This window comes from Pseudomonas sp. AF32 (assembly GCF_022342325.2).
Classification (GTDB): domain Bacteria; phylum Pseudomonadota; class Gammaproteobacteria; order Pseudomonadales; family Pseudomonadaceae; genus Aquipseudomonas; species Aquipseudomonas uvaldensis.
The window spans coordinates 175215-193083 of record NZ_RQJK02000009.1; the positions used below are offsets into that span (position 1 = coordinate 175215).

Annotated in this window: 18 protein-coding genes; 5 read left to right on the forward strand and 13 right to left on the reverse strand. The window is 61.1% G+C overall.

Going from position 1 to position 17869, the window contains the following annotated elements; translation table 11 throughout:
* Positions 1-4 precede the first annotated feature (4 nt).
* Entirely contained in the window at positions 5-271 is a 267-nt protein-coding gene (locus EGM97_RS11140; protein ID WP_238962497.1) for a hypothetical protein, read from the reverse strand.
* A 735-nt stretch (positions 272-1006) separates the two neighbouring features.
* On the opposite strand from EGM97_RS11140, the gene EGM97_RS11145 reads away from it, so the two are divergent.
* Together EGM97_RS11145 and EGM97_RS11150 are read left to right on the forward strand one after the other, a co-directional pair.
* The gene (locus tag EGM97_RS11145; RefSeq protein ID WP_238962498.1) at positions 1007-2233 is read left to right on the forward strand and encodes a 3-hydroxyacyl-CoA dehydrogenase; all 1227 of its coding nucleotides are present in this window, start codon (positions 1007-1009) and stop codon (positions 2231-2233) included.
* 52 nt (positions 2234-2285) lie between these two features.
* The gene (locus EGM97_RS11150) at positions 2286-2705 is read left to right on the forward strand and encodes an acyl-CoA thioesterase (protein WP_238962499.1); all 420 of its coding nucleotides are present in this window, start codon (positions 2286-2288) and stop codon (positions 2703-2705) included.
* Positions 2706-2782: 77 nt separating this feature from the next.
* On the opposite strand, the gene EGM97_RS11155 is transcribed toward EGM97_RS11150, so the two are convergent.
* The 4 genes from EGM97_RS11155 to EGM97_RS11170 form a co-directional block, all read right to left on the reverse strand.
* Positions 2783-3262: a glycine zipper domain-containing protein gene (locus tag EGM97_RS11155; protein ID WP_238962500.1), complete on the reverse strand. Its 480-nt coding sequence runs from the start codon at positions 3260-3262 to the stop codon at positions 2783-2785.
* Positions 3263-3455: 193 nt separating this feature from the next.
* Positions 3456-5804 carry an FdhF/YdeP family oxidoreductase gene (locus EGM97_RS11160; protein ID WP_238962501.1) on the reverse strand — a complete coding sequence of 783 codons (2349 nt, stop codon included), beginning with the start codon at positions 5802-5804 and terminating at the stop codon, positions 3456-3458.
* Positions 5801-6640, reverse strand: coding sequence for a formate dehydrogenase accessory sulfurtransferase FdhD (gene fdhD, locus EGM97_RS11165; RefSeq protein ID WP_238962502.1), 840 nt, complete (start codon positions 6638-6640; stop codon positions 5801-5803). Before fdhD ends, EGM97_RS11160 begins: the two co-directional genes overlap by 4 nt.
* 93 nt (positions 6641-6733) lie before the next feature.
* Complete coding sequence (locus EGM97_RS11170) at positions 6734-7621, reverse strand: LysR family transcriptional regulator (protein WP_238962503.1); 888 nt, start codon at positions 7619-7621, stop codon at positions 6734-6736.
* 135 nt (positions 7622-7756) lie between these two features.
* On the opposite strand from EGM97_RS11170, the gene lysM reads away from it, so the two are divergent.
* Positions 7757-8197: a peptidoglycan-binding protein LysM gene (gene lysM, locus EGM97_RS11175; protein WP_238962504.1), complete on the forward strand. Its 441-nt coding sequence runs from the start codon at positions 7757-7759 to the stop codon at positions 8195-8197.
* Positions 8198-8305: 108 nt separating this feature from the next.
* Here lysM and yrfG read toward each other — a convergent pair whose 3' ends face one another.
* Entirely contained in the window at positions 8306-8968 is a 663-nt protein-coding gene (gene yrfG, locus EGM97_RS11180; protein ID WP_238962505.1) for a GMP/IMP nucleotidase, read from the reverse strand.
* A gap of 88 nt (positions 8969-9056) precedes the next feature.
* Here yrfG and nudE point away from each other — a divergent pair, with 88 nt between their 5' ends.
* Both nudE and cysQ read left to right on the forward strand, forming a co-directional pair.
* Positions 9057-9623 (forward strand): ADP compounds hydrolase NudE, encoded by a 567-nt coding sequence (gene nudE, locus EGM97_RS11185; RefSeq protein ID WP_238962506.1) that lies wholly within the window; start codon positions 9057-9059, stop codon positions 9621-9623.
* Complete coding sequence (gene cysQ / locus EGM97_RS11190) at positions 9620-10447, forward strand: 3'(2'),5'-bisphosphate nucleotidase CysQ (protein ID WP_238962507.1); 828 nt, start codon at positions 9620-9622, stop codon at positions 10445-10447. Before nudE ends, cysQ begins: the two co-directional genes overlap by 4 nt.
* Positions 10448-10573: 126 nt before the next feature.
* Here the strand turns inward: cysQ and EGM97_RS11195 are convergent, their stop codons facing one another.
* From EGM97_RS11195 to rfbB, 7 genes are all read right to left on the reverse strand, one after another.
* Positions 10574-11029 (reverse strand): YiiD C-terminal domain-containing protein, encoded by a 456-nt coding sequence (locus EGM97_RS11195; RefSeq protein ID WP_238962508.1) that lies wholly within the window; start codon positions 11027-11029, stop codon positions 10574-10576.
* A gap of 36 nt (positions 11030-11065) precedes the next feature.
* A complete protein-coding gene (locus tag EGM97_RS11200; RefSeq protein WP_238962509.1) occupies positions 11066-12457 on the reverse strand; it encodes a sigma-54-dependent transcriptional regulator in 1392 nt (463 codons plus the stop codon).
* Positions 12454-14262 carry a sensor histidine kinase gene (locus EGM97_RS11205; RefSeq protein WP_238962510.1) on the reverse strand — a complete coding sequence of 603 codons (1809 nt, stop codon included), beginning with the start codon at positions 14260-14262 and terminating at the stop codon, positions 12454-12456. Before EGM97_RS11205 ends, EGM97_RS11200 begins: the two co-directional genes overlap by 4 nt.
* A gap of 75 nt (positions 14263-14337) precedes the next feature.
* Complete coding sequence (rfbD, locus tag EGM97_RS11210) at positions 14338-15219, reverse strand: dTDP-4-dehydrorhamnose reductase (RefSeq protein WP_238962511.1); 882 nt, start codon at positions 15217-15219, stop codon at positions 14338-14340.
* Complete coding sequence (gene rfbC, locus EGM97_RS11215) at positions 15216-15761, reverse strand: dTDP-4-dehydrorhamnose 3,5-epimerase (RefSeq protein WP_238962512.1); 546 nt, start codon at positions 15759-15761, stop codon at positions 15216-15218. Before rfbC ends, rfbD begins: the two co-directional genes overlap by 4 nt.
* Complete coding sequence (rfbA, locus tag EGM97_RS11220; protein ID WP_238962513.1) at positions 15758-16633, reverse strand: glucose-1-phosphate thymidylyltransferase RfbA; 876 nt, start codon at positions 16631-16633, stop codon at positions 15758-15760. Before rfbA ends, rfbC begins: the two co-directional genes overlap by 4 nt.
* Positions 16630-17712, reverse strand: coding sequence for a dTDP-glucose 4,6-dehydratase (gene rfbB, locus EGM97_RS11225; protein WP_238962514.1), 1083 nt, complete (start codon positions 17710-17712; stop codon positions 16630-16632). Before rfbB ends, rfbA begins: the two co-directional genes overlap by 4 nt.
* Between the last annotated feature and the right edge of the window lie 157 nt (positions 17713-17869).

Here is a 17869-nt window from a genome sequence, read left to right on the forward strand (position 1 = left end):
TGTCTCAACGTAGCCGCTGGCGCATCACCTCCAGCAGCTCGCTTCCGTCCTGAACCAGCAGATACAGCGCATGCACGATGCTGGGAATATCCTTCACATCAGCGTGTTTGAAGCATAGGCAATGCAGGGTTTCGAGCAGATCGCTGGATGCTCGGATTCGTTGGGCGGCGGCGTCGCAAAGGTGGTGGACGTCGGCCTCGGTGTCGATAGCCAGGGCAGGTGTGCTTCGTAGCGACTGGTATCGCTCGCAAGACGGAATGGATGTGTGCATGAGGACCTCTTCAGTACGATTTCGAATCGCGCCGAGGACTATAGAGAGCTCTGTCCGAACATCGCAAGATGGCTTGGGGGGACGGATTGTGTAGGGCGTTTACCGGCGTCCTACGGACGAAAAAGCACCTTTCTTTCGGTTTCTATTAGTTGTCCCTTTCCTCTGCCCGACAATCAGCCAGGTCCTACGTGGCTTCTGTAGGGATGGCTTCAGAGTCGGTAGGCCGCTTCCGACGAATTTGTAATAGGCAGAGGGCCTTCAGGAAAAAGCGCGTTGAAACACATGGCTAACCAGAGGATGAAGAAGCCTGGAAAGCCGCAGTCGGGGTATAGAGCGTAGCGAGCAATGGCGGTTCTTCGGGAAGCTTCATGCATCCGCCTGGTAACAGGCATACGACCACAGCAAGAGATTGGATTAGAGAGCGCGGCATGGTTGTTCCTCACTGGAATGGTCGGTCAGCTATCGATGCTGGAGTGCGTCGCGAGGCAGCCTCCAGATCCACTGACTTCCTGCCATGACGCGATGCGTGAAATTGAAGGCGCACCTTAGCGCGCGAGCCGGGCGGGGACGAGACATCAAAATGCCCGGGTTTGTATCTCTTCATGGCAACCCAAGGGCAGGCCTCTCGCGCTGCATCCATCCGCTGAATGCTCGCCATCACACGAATAAATTTCAAAAAGCGACAGTGGCTGACTAAGGTGAAGGCTGTCTTTGGTCGCCAACAAGAGAGCTGACATGAGCCAGACACCCTTCGATATTCAGCGCGCCGCCGTGGTTGGGGCAGGCACCATGGGGCGGGGCATCGCGATGTGCCTGGCCAATGCTGGCGTGGCGGTACAGTGGGTCGACAATAACCCGCAGATGCTTGAGCAAGCGCTGGCTGCGGTGGCCGACACCTATGCCCATGGCGTTCGCCAAGGCCGCATCGACCAGGGCGAAGCCGATGCCCGGATCGCCCGCGTGACGCAGGCCGATGGCTATGCGGCGATCCGCGATGTGGATCTGGTGATCGAGGCGGTTTATGAGAATCTCGAACTCAAGCAAGCGATCTTTCGCGAGCTGGACCGCTTGCTGAAGCCCGAGGCCATTCTGGCGAGCAACACATCGGCGCTGGACATCGACGCGATCGCTGCCGCTACTCGACGGCCTGATCAGGTCCTGGGTCTCCACTTCTTCAGTCCGGCACACATTATGAAGCTCCTGGAGATCGTCCGCGGCGCGAAGACGTCCAAAGCGGTACTGGACGCCGCCGTTGCGCTGGGCAATCGCATGGGCAAAGTCAGCGTCATAGCCGGCAATTGCCATGGGTTCATCGGCAACCGCATGCTTCATCCTTACGTGCTGGAAGCGCGCAAGATGCTGCTGGAAGGCGCGTTTCCTCATCAGGTCGATGCGGCGCTCCAGGGCTTCGGCTTTGCCATGGGGCCGTTCCGCATGTACGACGTGGTCGGAATCGATCTGGAATGGCGTGCTCGCGAACTGGCGGGCAAGGGCCAGGATGCGCCCGAGGTCCAGGTGGATAACCGCCTGTGTGAACTGGGGAGGTTCGGGCAGAAAAGCGGCAACGGGTACTATCACTACGAACCGGGCAGCCGACAGGCCGAGCATGATGTGGAGGTGGATGCGCTGGTGCAGCGAGTGAGCGAAGAGCTGGGTTTCCAGCGACGCGAAATCAGTACGGAGGAAATTCTCGAGCGTTGTCTGCTGGCGCTGGTCAACGAAGGCGCGAAGATCCTGCAGGAAGGGATTGCCGGGTCGGCCCACGACGTGGATCTGGTGTACCTCAACGGCTACGGTTTCCCGGCGGACAAGGGCGGCCCGATGGCCTGGGCAGACCAGCAGGGACTGGGGGCCATTCACGCACGATTGCTGGAACTCGAGACGAAGCAGGGCGACCAGTGGAAGCCTGCGCGCCTGATCGGGGAACTGGCGGCCCAGGGCAAGGGATTCACGCAGCGGTAAACTGCTGTCCGGCGCAACATAAACACCATTGAACAACCGTTAAGGACACCTGATGCCCCAGCGCACCGAGTACCCGCATTTTCAACCCATCACGACGCGCTGGCATGACAACGATGTGTATGGCCACGTCAACAACGTCACTTACTACAGCTTTTTCGATACGGCGGTGAACACCTATCTGATCGAGGTGGGTGGCCTGGACATCCATGATGGCGAGGTGGTGGGGTTCGTGGTGAGTTCAGCCTGCGATTACTTTGCGTCTGTCGCGTTTCCCGAGCGGATTGAAGTCGGTTTGCGAGTAGGAAAGCTGGGCAGCAGTTCCGTGCAATATGAACTGGCTGTTTTCAAGGAGGGTGAAGAGGAAGCCTGTGCAGCGGGGCGCTTCGTGCATGTGTTCGTGGAACGGACGTCGAACAGGCCGGTGGCGATACCGGAACGGTTGCGTGCTGCTTTGGAGCGATTGGTTGCCTGAAACGAAAGATCGCGGCCTCCGGCAGCGCCAGGCGCTGCTGGAGGCCGCGATCTTCAACGGCTGGTCTTGATCCGCCGTCAGTCGCGGTAGTAACGATGGTGGTGCTTGCGATGCCCGTAGGCATGGCCACGACCTGGGTGGCCGTCACGGTAGTAGCGGCGATCACCGCGTCGACCATCATAACGACGGTCGTCATCATCGTCCTTGCCCATGTAGTTGCCCAGCGCGCCGCCGGCACCGCCGCCCGCAGCGGCGCCGATCAGGCTGCCGGTGGTGCCGCCCAGATTGCGACCGACCACGTTACCGCCGGCTGCGCCCAGCGCACCGCCGATGGCTGCTTCGCCGCGGCTGTGTCTGTCCGCACCCACCGCGCTGCCACCCGCGCCGCCAATGGCCGCGCCAATGGTCGAGCCGGTGCTGCCGCCCAGGGATTGGCCGACAACCGAACCCAATACCCCGCCCAATGCGCCGCCCACGCCTGCTTCGGCAGTACCGCCAGCGGAGGCGATGCCACTGACCAGGCCAAGGGACAACAAGAGAATGGAGGAGAACTTCATAGAGGAGCCTCAAAGGGATGACGGCGCGATCCTGAGGCTGGCTTCGCTTGGTTACAATCGAAATCCGACGAGTAACACGACTTGTGCACAATTCTCTAACTTATTGTTTTTTAGGTGGAACTTAAGCGTTTTTAGTCGGTCTTTAGCTACTTCGGAAGGGCCGCTTTACAGGTAAAGCGGCCCTTTTTTGTGCTCAGGCCGACCTGGCCAGGATCACTCCATCTTCGCTCGCCGCTTCCAGGCGGATCGCGACGAATTTCGACGTTGGTGTGTGGCTGCCATCGCCGGTGCTCTCCAGTGGCACCAGCGGATTCACCTCAGGGTAGTAGGCAGCAGCCTGTCCGGCGGGAATATCGAACGCCAGCAGGGTAAAGCCCTTGACCCTACGCTCGTGGCCGTCATCCCAGAGTGAAACGATGTCAACTTTCTGGCCGGGCTTGAAGCCCAGGCGAACGATATCGGCTTCATTGACGAACAACACGTCACGTTGGCCTTTCACGCCACGATAGCGGTCGTTCAGGCCGTAGATAGTGGTGTTGTACTGGTCGTGGGAGCGCATGGATTGCAGGATCAGGTCCGGTAGCTGTCCGGTGGAGCGGGTGCGCTCATGCACCAGGTCTACCGGTAGTTTGTTGGGCTTGAAATTGGCGCGGCCCGAAGCGGTATTCCAGCGACGCGCACCGGCGCTGTTGCCCAGATAGAAACCACCGGGGTTGCGTACCTTCTCGTTGAAATCCTTGAAACCAGGGATGGTGTCGGCGATCAGGTCGCGGATGCGGCTGTAGTCGGCCACCAGCCAGCTCCAATCCACGGGGCGATTGCCCAGCGTGGCGGCGGCGATACCGGCGATGATCCAGGGCTCGGAGCGCATCTGGTTCGACAGCGGTTCCAATTGGCCCATGGACGCATGGACCATGCTGAAAGAGTCTTCCACGGTCACCGCCTGCGCACCTTCGGCCTGCCGGTCGATGTCGGTACGGCCCAGGCACGGCAGTATCAATGCCTCTTTGCCATGGGCCAGATGACTGCGGTTGAGCTTGGTACTGATCTGTACCGTCAGGTCGCAATTGCTCAAGGCCTGGAAGGTGCGGTGACTGTCCGGCGTAGCCTGGGCGAAGTTGCCCCCCAGGCCGATGAATACCTTCGCCCGACCGGCGGCCATGGCGTGGATCGCCTCGACCACGTTGTGGCCGTTCTCGCGCGGTACCTTGAACTGGAAGCGACGTTCAAGCGAATCCAGGAGCGCTACCGGTGGGCGTTCGTTGATGCCCATGGTCCGGTCGCCCTGAACGTTGCTGTGGCCACGAACCGGGCACAGGCCCGCACCCGGCCGGCCAATGTTGCCGCGCAGCATCATCAGGTTGGCGATTTCCTGAATGGTGGCCACCGAATGACGGTGCTGGGTGATCCCCATGGCCCAGCACATGATTACGCTCTTGCTCCTGGCGTACATGCGGGCCGCTTGCTCGATCTCGGCCAGGGTCAGGCCCGATTGCTCGACGATCTGCTCCCATGGGGTGTCGTCGACCACGGCCAGGTAATCCAGCGCGTTGGTGCTGTGCTCATTGAGGAAAACGTGGTCGAACACCGCGGGAGCGCCAGTGTTCTGCGCTTCACGCTCCCATTGCAGTAGGAATTTTGCCATGCCGCGCAATATCGCCATGTCGCCACCGAGTGCCGGGCGGAAAAAGGCGGTGTTGGTCGGTTTGTCGCCGTTGGTCAGCATTTCCAGCGGGTGTTGCGGATGCTGGAAGCGTTCCAGGCCCCGTTCTTTCAGCGGGTTGATGCATACCACCTGTGCCCCGCGCTTTACGGCTTCGCGCAGCGGTTCAAGCATCCGTGGGTGGTTGGTGCCGGGGTTCTGGCCCCAGACGAAAATCGCGTCGGCGTGTTCGAAATCGTCGAACGTCACCGTGCCCTTGCCCACGCCGACACTCTGGGACAGCGCCACACCGCTGGCCTCGTGGCACATGTTCGAGCAGTCGGGAAAGTTGTTGGTGCCATAGGCGCGCACGAACAGTTGATACAGGTAGGCCGCTTCGTTGCTGGCCCGGCCCGAGGTGTAGAACTCGGCCTCGTTCGGACTGGACAGCCCTTGCAGGTGTTTGCCGATCAGGGCAAACGCTGCATCCCAACTAATGGGTTTATAGCGATCGGTTTCGGCGTCGTAGCTCATCGGTTCGGTCAGTCGTCCCTGGTATTCGAGCCAGTAATCGCTCTGCTCCAGCAGCGAACTCACGCTGTGCCGGGCAAAGAATGCGCCGTCGACACGGCGTTTGGTCGCTTCCCAGTTCACGGCCTTGGCGCCGTTTTCGCAAAACTTGACCACGCCACTTTCCGGCGAGTCGCCCCAGGCGCAGCCCGGGCAGTCGAAGCCGCCGTTCTGATTGGTCTTGAGCATCATGCGGATGTTTTTCAGCGCATTGTCGCTGGTCAGCCAGGCCTGAGCGACGCTGATCAGCGCGCCCCAACCACCGGCCGGTCCCTTGTAGGGCTTGTAGCGTGGTACGGGTTTCTGGTCGGCTTGTTGATGATTGCTCACGCTTGTTTCTCCATCGCAGGGCTGTAGACCCGCGGCGCACTTTTTTGCGGCAGGTGGATGAGGTTGAGGTTGTGTTGGCGAGCCCACTGCACGGCAAGGCCCGTGGGCGAGGACAGGCTGACCAGGGTCTGGACGCCGGCGCGTAGCACCTTCTGGATCAGTTCGAGACTGCAACGACTGGTGACGATTGCCAGGCCACCGGCAACCGGAATCCGTTGCCGGACCAGCGCACCGATCAGCTTGTCGAGGGCGTTATGCCGGCCGATGTCTTCACGCCCGAGCAGCAATTGTCCCCCAGCGTCCATGAACAACGCCGCGTGGACTGCGCCACAATGCTGGCCCAGGGGTTGGAACTGGCCAATACGTTGACGCAAGCCATCGAGCCATTGCGCCGGTGGCAGCGGGGCGCCGGGCAATGCCTTGAGGTTGGGCAGCGCCTGTTCCACCGCTTCTACGCCGCACAAGCCGCAGCCGCTGGTGCCGGCCAGTTGGCGGCGTTGTTGCTTGAGGTTCCAGAACGCACGGTTGGCGATGGTCACTTGGGCGTGATGCGCCGACCCCGCACCTGTCAGTTGCAGGTCATAGATGTCCGACGCGTCTTCGATGATGCCGCTGCCCAGGCTGAAGCCGACGATGAAGTCTTCCAGGTCGGTAGGTGTCACCAGCATGACGGCCTGGCTGATGCCGTTGTAGGCAATCGCCAACGCCACTTCTTCAGCCAGCGCGGTGCTGTCCGATTGGGAGTGGTCCAGGTTGCAGTAGCGATAGCTCTGGCTGGCGGCTGGTCCGGGTGCATCGACCGAGGGTGCCGGGCAGACAGGAGGCTTGTCGTTCATGGGCATCACTGAGAGTAGGAATAGTGCCAAGACTAAATGCGGCAATCTGCCACGTCTAATCGCTATTACTGATCTTTCAATAGATGACGTCGATCAAGTTGTTGTCATTGATTTCTGGTAGAGGGCAAAACAAGCTTCCGCCAGCGCCGAGCGTGGCGCGCCGCGACGCATGATGAGCCCCAGCGGGACCAGCGTTTGCGCGCTTTCGATGGGCTGGATGCGCAGATCTTCGGTCAGCACGTTCAGGCCGCTGTCCAAAGGCATCACCGCGCAGCACAGTCCACCGTGAACCGCCTGCAGCAATTGATGCACGGCGTCGGTTTGCAGCAATGGTTGAGGTGTCAGGCCTCGGCTGTGGAAGTTGTAGTCGATGGACTGACGAAAGTGCATGCCGCTGGTGAGCATTCCCAAGGGCAACTCCATCAGCGCCTGCCAGCTCAGCGGCTGGTCCCCGAAAAAGAAATAACGTTGGTCATAAATCAGTCCCATGCGGGTGTGGCTGAAAGCCAGCGCCTCGAAACGCTCGTTATCCAAACGCTCGAGGTAGGAAATGCCCAGGTCGATGCGGTTATTCGCCAGTTGTTCGAGGATCTGCTCGGAGCTCAAGGATGACAGTTCAAAGCGCAGATTTGGGTGTTCGGCGTGCAAGCGCTGCATCATCGTCAACGGGCTGAAGTCCGACAACGGTACGACGCCCAGGCGCAGCGTGCCCACCAGGTTGCCGCGACAGGCCGCCGCTTCGGCCTGAAGGCCGTCATAGGCCGCAAGCACCGTGCGCGCCCAGGCCAGCACTCGTTCCCCGGGAGCAGTAAAACCTTCGAAGCGCTGGCCTCGATTGACCAGCGGCAGACCCAGCTCTTCCTCAAGGCTTCGCAGACGCATCGACAGGGTGGGTTGGGTGATGTGGCAGCGGGCGGCGGCTTGGCCGAAGTGGCGGGTTTCGTCCAGTGCGATGAGAAATTTCAGCTGCTTGATGTCCATCTTCGCTCCAGGGCGCAGGAAGGTTCGGATTCTAGCGCTTGCGGGGCACGAGGTCATTGGTCGGCTGGGGGCCGGGTTCGTTCGGGTTGGTCTAGTCTTTTGTGTTTGGACACCTGAACCCAAGGAGCGTGCACCATGAGTCTTTTTAACTTTGTGAAGGAAGCAGGCGAAAAATTGATCGACCTGCTGACCCCTGGCAACGCCAATGCCAGCGAGCAGTTGAAAGAACACATCAATAGGGTCGGGCTGGGTAATCCGAATGTTCATGCGACCATCGAGGGCGACAAAGTCACGGTTACCGGTGAAGTAGGCAGCCAGGAAGAGAAGGAAAAGATCCTGTTGGCTGTGGGTAACATCGCAGGTGTCGGCAGTGTTGACGATCAGATCACGGTGACCGGTCCGGTGGCAAAAGCGGCACGTTTCGTCACCGTGAAGAAGGGCGACACACTCAGCGCCATCTCCAAGGCCGAATACGGCGACGCGAACAAGTACCAGAAAATCTTCGAGGCCAACAAACCGATGCTCAAGCACCCGGACAGGATCTACCCGGGGCAGGTGCTGCGTATTCCTGAATGACATCCAGCAGGCAGGACCGCTTGGCCTTCATCGCGAGCAGGCTCACTCCCACAGGGTTTCAGGAGTCCATGTGGGAGCGAGCCTGCTCGCGATAGGAGCGACATCGTTCTAAAGCCCTGCGATCAAATCCCGGTAGTTCCCCAGCGCCTCGAATTCCCCCGTATCTTTCGGCCCCTTGCGACTGTCCGGTTCACTGACCGCCAGCAAATGCGCCACACCGAAATCCCTGGCGCTGCGCAGCACCGGCAAGGTGTCGTCGATAAACAGACAGCGGGTCGGGTCGAAGTTCAGATCGGCTTGCAACGCGTCCCAGAACTGCGGATTCTCCTTGGGGAAACCGTAATCGTGGGGACTGATCAAACGCTCGAAATAAGGCGCCAGTTCGATGCGTTCCAGCTTCAGGGACAGCGAATCGCGGTGGGCATTGGTAATCATCACCACACGTTTACCGGCTCGCTGGATCGCCGCCAGAAATGTATCGGCATCCGGGCGCAAGGCGATCAGGTGCGCGGTTTCCAGTTTCAGCTCGCGCACCGGCAGCTTCAGCTCGGTGCTCCAGAAATCCAGGCAGTACCATTGCAGTTGCCCGGCGTTGCGCTCGAACAGGGGTTGCAACTCCATTTCGGCCATGGCCCGGCTCACACCGTGCAGCTCGGCGTAGCGCTGAGGCAGGTGTTCCATCCAGAAATGATTGTCGTAATGCAGGTCCAGCAGGGTGCCGTCCATGTCCAGCAGCACCGTATCGATCTCGTGCCAGGGCAACAAGGCCATAAAACTTCTCCAGCGGTAATCGGATATCCGACACAAACAATCAGAATAGGCCGGGTATAGTAGCTCGCTATCGCCCAGGGAGCCGTTTATGCGCCAGAAGCCCACCATACTCGATCGACGGATCGTCGCCACCAGCCGCCTGTTTTGCGTGGAAGAATTGAAACTGCGTTTTTCCAATGGTGTGGAACGCACCTATGAGCGTTTGGCGGGCAAGGGCACGGGATATGGGGCGGTAATGATCGTGGCGATGCTCGATGCCGAGCATGCGGTGTTGGTGGAAGAATATTGCGGCGGTACCGATGCCTATGAATTGTCCCTGCCAAAAGGGCTTATCGAACCCGGCGAAGACGTGCTGGCGGCAGCCGAGCGGGAGCTCAAGGAGGAGGCCGGGTTCGGTGCACGACAATTGGAGCACCTGACCGAGCTGTCCCTCTCGCCCGGCTACATGAGTCAGAAAATCCAGGTCGTGCTCGCCACCGATCTGTACGAAGAGCGGCTGGAGGGCGACGAGCCCGAGCCGATGCGCGTAGACAAAGTCAATCTGCGCGAACTGTCGGCCCTGGCGCAAAATCCGCAATTCACGGAGGGCCGCGCCCTGGCGGCACTGTACCTGGCCCGTGACCTGCTGACCCAGCGTGGAGCATTCCTGGCATGAATTACCCCCACCCTCTGATGGCCCCTGTAGTCCGACTGGCGCTCAAGGCCGGCGAGGCGATCCTGCCGTTCTGGCGAGCCAACGTGCAGGTCGATCACAAGGCCGACGAATCGCCGGTGACCGCGGCGGACATGGCCGCTCACGATGTCATCGTAGCCGGGCTGAAGGCGTTGGCTCCTGACGTCCCGATCCTCTCCGAAGAGGATGCCGATATTGCCCAGGGCCTTCGCGCCGGTTGGCAACGCTGGTGGCTGGTGGACCCGTTGGACGGAACCAAGGAGTTCATTTCCGGCAGCGAGGAATTCACCGTCAATATTGCCCTGATCGATCAGGGGCGCGTGGTGTTTGGCGTGGTGTCCATGCCCACCACTGGCCGTTTCTATGTTGGCGGCGCCGGACTTGGAGCATGGCGTGGCGACAAGGGAGGCGAGCCGTTGCCGATAAATGTGCGTACTGCGCTGGCGCCAGGCGAGACGTTCACTGTGGTCGCCAGCCGTCGACACACCAGTGCGGAACAGGAGCGTCTGTTGAACGGCTTGAGCGAGAGCCTGGGGCAATTGCAACTGACCAATATCGGCAGTTCGTTGAAATTCTGCCTGGTGGCAGAGGGCGCGGCGGATTGTTATCCACGATTGGCGCCCACTTCCCAGTGGGATACGGCCGCCGCCCAAGGTGTGCTTGAGGGCGCCGGTGGCGAGGTGCTGGATCTGAGTGGTGAGCCGTTCTGTTATCCAGCCCGTGAATCGCTGTTGAATGAATCGTTCCTGGCGTTGCCGACGCAGGCCGCATGGCGTGGGAAGCTGTTGGAATTGGCGCGTTCTTGATGCGTGCCCGTTTCTTTGTGGCGAGGGGATTTTATCCCCGTTGGGGCGCGTAGCGGCCCTGCTGTTTGGGGCTGCTGCGCAGCCCAACGGGGATAAATCCCCTCGCCACAGGGGGCTGCGGTGGTTTTAGCGGTGCAGCACGTACTGCCCCTCGAACCGCACAGCCGCTTCGTCGCTTGTGTCATTCAACACCTGTGTCTGCAAACTCAGCCGCGCCCGTCCGTAACGCCGGTAAGTCGCCAGGAAGCGTTTCCAGACCTTCTCATCAGGCGCGTCGCAGACGACGGTCGCGTCGCCGGTGACCGGCAGCGGATAGCTGATCTGTCCTTCCTGAATCACGATATGTCCGTCCTCGATGCCGTCTTCGCGCAGGGCCAGGTGCAACCAGCCCCAGCCGCCCAGTACCGCGCCGCAATACAGGCTGCCGCCGAACATGGTGCTCTTGTGGTTGACGTTGGCCGCGAGTGGCAGAAACAGGCGAAGTTGCCGGGCGTGCCAATCGAGCACCTTGAGACCCATCTCCCGGGTCAGTGGGATGTCGTGGTGCAGAATCGATTCCAGGTAACGGCTGTCGCGGTTCATTGCAGGCCTCTTGCGTGAAAGAAGGGGGACGATGACTCAATCGGACTCATCGGCCGCGCCCTGACTGCTGTCGCCGAAGGTCAGGCCATGTTTGCGCAACTTGTCGTGCAGGGTCTTGCGCGGAATGCCCAAGGCTTCGGCGAGGCTGCGCACCGAGCCGTGGGGACGAGCCAGTTCGGCGGCGATCAGGGTTTTCTCGAAGTTTTCCACCTGCTCGCTCAGGCCGCCGTTGACGATCGCCACGGGCGCGCCCGGGGCGCCGTCCGGCGCGTTGTCGTCCAGAGCCAGTTCCAGGCCCAGGGCAAAGCGCTCGGCGGCGTTCTGCAATTCCCGAACGTTGCCCGGCCAACTGTGGCGCAGCAGCAGTGCCCGTTGCGCCGGTTGCAGTTCATGAGGTGACAGGCCGTGGCGGGCACTGGCTTCGTCGGCGAAGTGCTGGAACAGCATCAATGCATCCTCGCCTCGCTCGCGCAACGGCGGTATGCGCAGCGGCGCGACATTCAGGCGGTAATACAGGTCAGCACGAAAGCGGCCTTGATCGGCGGACTGACGCAGGTCTTCCTTGGTGGCGGCAATGACGCGTATATCCAGCGGGATCTGTTGATTGCCTCCCAATCGTTCCACCACCCGTTCCTGCAACAGGCGCAGCAGCTTGACCTGTACATCCAGGCTCATGCTTTCGATTTCATCGAGAAACAGCGTGCCGCCATTGGCGAACTCGAACTTGCCGATGCGGCGTTTTTGCGCACCGGTGAAAGCGCCCGGTTCGTGGCCGAACAGCTCGCTTTCCACCACCGATTCGGCCAGGGCCCCGGCGTTGATCGCCACGAACGGGCCATTGCGTCGACTCGAGAGGTCATGCAGCGCACGGGCGACCACTTCCTTGCCGGCCCCGGTTTCACCCAGGATCAAAACGTCGGCGCGGGTCGCCGCCAGCGCGCCGATCTGCTCGCGAAGGCGCAGCATCGGCACCGACTGGCCGACCAGCCGGGCGCTGAGCTCCTGACGGTCGCTGAGGGCCAGGCGCAGGCTGCGGTTGTCCAGTACCAGCCGACGCAGGGCCAGGGCCCGGCGCACGCTGTCGAGCAGGTGATCGCTGGCGAAGGGTTTTTCCAGAAAATCGTAGGCACCGGCGCGCATGGCCTGGACCGCTAGCGGCACATCGCCGTGGCCGGTAATCAACAGTACCGGCAGCTCCGAATCCTGGGCGTGGAGCTGGCTCAGCAGTTCGAGGCCGTCGATGCCCGGCATGCGGATGTCGCTGACCACCACGCCCGGCCAGTCACGTGGCAGCTGTTGCGCAAGATTCTTGGCCTCGGCCAGAGGCAGGACTTTCAGGCCGGCCAGGTCGAGAGTCTGGCTCAGCGCCTGGCGCAGATGGGGATCGTCATCGATCAGCACCACCTCAATCCGGTTATCGATGGTCATACGCTACGGTCCTCGGACGGTTGCAGGCTCACTCCGGGCGCGCCGGCGCGCAGCTTGAGGGTAATCAGGGCGCCGCCCTCCTTATGGTTGGCGAACGACAGTTCGCCGCCGAAGGCGCGCATCAAGGTTTCGCAGATTGCCAGACCCAGGCCAAGCCCCTGGGTACGGGTCTTGGTGGTGTAGAAGGGTTCGCTGGCGCGGCCCAGGGCTTCCATACAAAAACCGGGACCGTTATCGCGGATGTACAGGGTGACGCCGGTTTCGGTGGCCTGGGCACTGAGCCAGAGCTTACGCGGCGGACCTTTTTCGGTCAGGGCGTCGAGCGCGTTGGCCAGCAGGTTGCCCAGTACCTGGCGTAAGCGGGTTTCACCGGCTTCCACCCACAGCGTAGCGGCCGGAAGGTCGCGGATCAGCTCTACCTCCATGCTGCGCCGGCGTTTGGCAAGCAGCGCCAGGGCGTCGTCGAGCGCCGGTTGCAGGGCGACGCTTTCCGGGGCATGGCGGTCGCGGCGGGCAAAGGCACGCAGGTGGGCGATGATCGAGGCCATGCGCCCGGTCAGCTCGCTGATCTGCTTGAGATTGCCGCGGGCATCCTCGGTACGCTGGTGGTCTAGGAGGATCTCAGCGTTTTCGGCATAGCTTCGAATCGCTGCCAGCGGTTGGTTGAGTTCATGGCTGATGCTGGCCGACATGGTGCCCAGGGCAGAAAGTTTGCCGGCCTGTACCAGGTCGTCCTGGGCACGGACCAGTTCCTGCTGGGCGTGCTCGCGCTCCAGCACTTCCTGTCTCAGCCGCCGGTTCAGTCCTTCCAGGTCGCTGGTGCGTTCGGCCACGCGGCCTTCCAGCTCATGACGTGCCTTGGCTTCGAACGCGATCCGATCCAGGTAATGACGCCTGCGCTGCATCATCAACCCGAGCAACGACATCAGCACCAAAAGCGCTGCGCCGCCGGTGGCGACCACGGTGCGCACCGGGCGGTCGATCAGTGTGCGCGGCGCCAGAATGCTCACGCTCCAGCCTGTCTCCTCGATAGACTGGGTTTGTGTCAGCCAGGCGTTGGCATCCAGGTTCAGTGGCTGGGGATCTCGGGTCGGGTAAGGCTGCACGGCGCTGATAGCTACGCGCTCCTGATCGCTCAAGGGGCGGGTCGAGCGGAATCGCCATTCCTGTCGCGAAGTCAGGATGACCACGCCGTTGTGGTCGGTGACCAACAGTTGCTCCGGCGTCTTGCCCCACAGGCTTTCGGTGTGGTCCAGATCGACTTTGACCACCAGTACGCCGATGACTTTTTCATGGTCGCGCACCGCGGCGGCAAAAAAGTAACCACGCTTGCCCGACGTGGTGCCCAGGCCGAAGAAGCGCCCCAGGCGGCCGGCCATGGCTTCGATGAAATACGGCCGGAAAGAGAAATTGCGTCCGACGAAGCTGTCGTGCTTGTCCCAGTTCGATGCCGCCAGGGTCTTGCCGGTAGGGTCCATCAGATACATCACTTCTGCGCCGCTCTGGCCAGTGATGTTCTTGAGCAACCGATTGGCGTTGCTTTGGGTCACGCTATCGTCGGGAGTCGATAACGCCGCGCGCAGGGCGGGTAGATCACCGAGAATCTGCGGCAGCACTTCATAGCGATGCAGGGTACCCAGCAGGTTGGCCACATAGAGATCCAGGGTCTGGCGGTTCTGCCCGGCCAGTTCGCTGCGGTAATACCGTTCGGCCAGATGTTCCAATGGCCATAGCAAGGGTGCCAGGCACAGCGCCAACAGGGCCAGGCTGCGCCAACGGGGTCTGCGGGGAAGAGTGGAATTCATAAGCGTGCGCCTGTAGGAACAGGCGCATTATGCCCGTGCTTGTACGAAAAATACCCGCATAGCGACGTACAGAGCCTAGGTTTGTCCGGCGAGGCACTGTTGCAATGCGATTCGCCAGTCCGGTTGACTCACTTTCCACTCCTGGAGCAGGCGCGTGCAATCGAGCCGTGAGTGCAGCGGACGATGGGCCGGCGTCGGATAGGCACTGGAGGGGATGGGTTCGATCACGGCACAAGGCTTTTGCTGCTCGACCAGATGTTCGCCGATGGCTTGGGCGAAGCCGTACCAGGAGGTTTCGCCCCTGGCCGTCAGGTGATAGGTGCCCCAGGCCCCAGGCTGCCCGGCCCGCCAGCGTTCGATGAGCTTTGCAGTGCTTTCGGCGATGGTGGCGGCCCAGGTCGGTGCGCCGACCTGGTCGGCCACCACCCGCAGATTTGGTTTTTCCTGAAGCAAGCGTTGCATGGTCAACAGAAAGTTGCGGCCGTGGGTGGAATACACCCAGCTGGTACGCAGTATCAGGTGCTGGCCTCCTGCTCGACGGATGGCTTCTTCACCGGCCAGCTTGCTGCGTCCATAGACACTCAAGGGATTGGGGGTGTCCTCCTCGGTGTATGGCTCGCACTTGTGACCATCGAAGACATAATCGGTGGAGTAATGGATCAACGGGACGCCCAGGGTGATCGCTGTTTCAGCCAGGATCCCAGGGGCGATGGCGTTGATGGCAAACGCCAGCTCCGGCTCGCGCTCGGCCTGGTCGACGGCCGTATGGGCCGCGGCATTGATGATCAGGTCCGGTCCCAGGGAGAGGATGGCTGAGCGCAGGCCATCCGGGCGCGTGAGGTCGAGCTGGCCACTGCCGCGCACGATCAGCTCTGCGGTGCCCGCCAGGCGCGATTGAAGCGCCTGGGCCAGCTGGCCGTTCTGGCCAATGATCAAGATGCGCAGGGAGGCTTTCATGGGAACAGATCGGCCTCGTTCAGGCATTTGCCGTTCTGGTCCTTGGGCGACAGGATCGGGGGGCTCTGCAGTTCCCAGTCGATGGCCAGTTGCGGGTCGTCCCAGCGAATACAGCGTTCGGCCGAAGGGGCGTAGTAGTCAGTGGTCTTGTAGAGGAAATCCGCCGATTCGCTCAGTACGACGAAACCGTGGGCAAACCCCGGCGGAATCCACAACTGCCGTTGGTTCAGCGCTGACAGACGTACACTGGCCCATTGGCCGAAAGTGGGCGAATGGCGCCGGATGTCCACCGCGACGTCCAGCACCTCACCTGCGGTGACCCGCACGAGTTTTCCCTGGGGCTGTTCGATTTGGTAATGCAGGCCGCGCAACACGCCCCGGCTTGATCGCGAATGGTTATCCTGGACGAACTGCAGGGTGCAGCCTGTGGCATCGGCAAACGCGCGGGCATTGAAGCTCTCGTAAAAGAAGCCGCGGTCGTCACCGAAGACTTTCGGCTCGATGATCAGCACTTGCGATAATCGCGTGGCGATGACGTTCAACGTGACTCTCCGGCGATCTTGAACAGATATTGGCCATAGCCGGTCTTGCCGAAATATTCGGCGCGCTCAAGGATATGCTCACGGCTGATCCAGCCCTGTTGATAGGCAATCTCTTCCAGACACGCTACCTTCAGGCCCTGACGGTGCTCGATGGTCTGTACGTACTGCGAGGCTTCCAACAAGCTGTCGTGGGTGCCGGTATCCAGCCAGGCGAAACCCCGGCCGAAACGCTCGACGTGCAGGTCACCACGTTGCAGATAGGCGTTGTTGACGTCGGTGATTTCAAGCTCGCCTCGTTTGGAGGGTTTGATGCCCTTGGCGATCCGGATGACGTCGTTGTCGTAGAAATACAGGCCGGTCACCGCGTAGCTGGATTTAGGCGTGGTCGGTTTTTCTTCGATGGAAATGGCATGGCCTTCGGTGTCGAAGTCGATCACGCCAAAGCGCTCGGGGTCCTTGACCCAATAGCCGAATACGGTCGCGCCACGTGGTCGGTTGACGGCGGTTTGCAACTGTTCGCTGAAACGCTGGCCGTGAAAGATGTTGTCGCCCAGGATCAGGCACACCGGGTCGCTGCCGATGAATTGTTCACCGATCAGGAACGCCTGGGCCAGCCCGTCCGGCGAAGGTTGCTCGGCGTAACTGAACTGCACGCCGAACTGGCTGCCGTCGCCGAGCAGGTTTCGGTATTGCGGCAGGTCCTGCGGAGTGGAAATCACCAGGATCTCTTTTATGCCGGCCAGCATCAGCACCGAGATCGGATAGTAGATCATCGGTTTGTCATAGATCGGCAAGAGCTGCTTGGAAACGCCCAGGGTGATGGGGTGCAGTCGTGTGCCGGAGCCGCCTGCCAAAATAATGCCCTTCATCATGCAATCGACTCCTTGCCGTCGAGCGAGCCCAGGCGCTCGCCCTGGTAGCTGCCGTCCTGGACACGTCGGCACCACATAAGGTTTTCAAGGTACCACTGCACGGTTTTACGCAGGCCGGTGGCGAAGGTTTCCTGTGGTGTCCAGCCCAGTTCCCGTTCGATCTTGCCGGCATCGATTGCGTAGCGCAGGTCGTGACCGGGGCGATCCTTGACGAAGGTGATGAGATCGGCATAGCGCTCGACGCCTTCGGGCTTGTGCGGCGCGAGTTCTTCCAGCAGCGCGCAGATGTTGCGTACCACATCGATGTTCTTCTGCTCGTTGTGGCCGCCGATGTTGTAGGTCTCACCGACGCTTCCTTCGGTCACGACCTTCAGCAGCGCCCTGGCATGGTCTTCGACGTACAACCAGTCCCGTACCTGTTGTCCATCGCCATACACCGGCAGGGGTTTGCCCGACAGCGCGTTGAGGATCACCAGCGGGATCAGCTTTTCGGGGAAGTGAAACGGGCCATAGTTGTTCGAGCAATTGGTCAGCAGCACAGGCAAACCGTAGGTGCGCTGCCACGCCCGGACCAAATGGTCGGACGCCGCTTTGCTGGCCGAATAGGGCGAGCTGGGGGCATAGGCAGTGGTTTCGGTGAACAGGTCGTCCACGCCATGCAGGTCGCCATAGACTTCGTCAGTAGAAACATGATGGAACCGAAACGTGCGCTTGCGGGGTTCGGGGAGGGCCTGCCAATAGGCGCGGGTCGCTTCCAGCAGGCTGTAGGTGCCTACGATGTTGGTCTGGATGAAGTCCGCCGGGCCATCGATGGAGCGATCCACGTGGGATTCGGCCGCCAGGTGCATGATTGCGTCAGGCTTGAACCGCTCAAGCACTGCGCTGACTGTCGGCTGGTCGACGATATCGGCCTGTACGAATTCATAGCGACTGTCATGATCGATACTGCTCAGCGATTCGAGGTTGCCAGCGTACGTCAGCTTGTCGAGGTTCAGGACGTGGTGTCCCGTATCGTGGATCAAATGCCGTATGAGGGCCGAGCCGATGAAGCCGGCACCGCCAGTGATGAGAATGCGCATCCGGTTAAGCCTTTTCCATGAGGCGACAAAGCATGGAGCATAGCTTGTCGAGGTGACGTAGGCGATGCCAACCGGATGATTTGAGTGGTTTCCTTGAGCAGAGGAATTCTCTGGAGCCAGCCGGTGCGGGTATGTTGTTTGCGCACAGGGGTTGCTT

Coding starts and splice junctions, on each gene's coding strand:
- EGM97_RS11140 (WP_238962497.1), bottom strand. CDS start 271: ATGCACACATCCATTCCGTCTTGCGAGCGATACCAGTCGCTACGAAGC.
- EGM97_RS11145 (WP_238962498.1), top strand. CDS start 1,007: ATGAGCCAGACACCCTTCGATATTCAGCGCGCCGCCGTGGTTGGGGCA.
- EGM97_RS11150 (WP_238962499.1), top strand. CDS start 2,286: ATGCCCCAGCGCACCGAGTACCCGCATTTTCAACCCATCACGACGCGC.
- EGM97_RS11155 (WP_238962500.1), bottom strand. CDS start 3,262: ATGAAGTTCTCCTCCATTCTCTTGTTGTCCCTTGGCCTGGTCAGTGGC.
- fdhD (WP_238962502.1), bottom strand. CDS start 6,640: ATGAACGACAAGCCTCCTGTCTGCCCGGCACCCTCGGTCGATGCACCC.
- EGM97_RS11170 (WP_238962503.1), bottom strand. CDS start 7,621: ATGGACATCAAGCAGCTGAAATTTCTCATCGCACTGGACGAAACCCGC.
- lysM (WP_238962504.1), top strand. CDS start 7,757: ATGAGTCTTTTTAACTTTGTGAAGGAAGCAGGCGAAAAATTGATCGAC.
- yrfG (WP_238962505.1), bottom strand. CDS start 8,968: ATGGCCTTGTTGCCCTGGCACGAGATCGATACGGTGCTGCTGGACATG.
- nudE (WP_238962506.1), top strand. CDS start 9,057: ATGCGCCAGAAGCCCACCATACTCGATCGACGGATCGTCGCCACCAGC.
- cysQ (WP_238962507.1), top strand. CDS start 9,620: ATGAATTACCCCCACCCTCTGATGGCCCCTGTAGTCCGACTGGCGCTC.
- EGM97_RS11195 (WP_238962508.1), bottom strand. CDS start 11,029: ATGAACCGCGACAGCCGTTACCTGGAATCGATTCTGCACCACGACATC.
- EGM97_RS11200 (WP_238962509.1), bottom strand. CDS start 12,457: ATGACCATCGATAACCGGATTGAGGTGGTGCTGATCGATGACGATCCC.
- EGM97_RS11205 (WP_238962510.1), bottom strand. CDS start 14,262: ATGAATTCCACTCTTCCCCGCAGACCCCGTTGGCGCAGCCTGGCCCTG.
- rfbD (WP_238962511.1), bottom strand. CDS start 15,219: ATGAAAGCCTCCCTGCGCATCTTGATCATTGGCCAGAACGGCCAGCTG.
- rfbA (WP_238962513.1), bottom strand. CDS start 16,633: ATGATGAAGGGCATTATTTTGGCAGGCGGCTCCGGCACACGACTGCAC.
- rfbB (WP_238962514.1), bottom strand. CDS start 17,712: ATGCGCATTCTCATCACTGGCGGTGCCGGCTTCATCGGCTCGGCCCTC.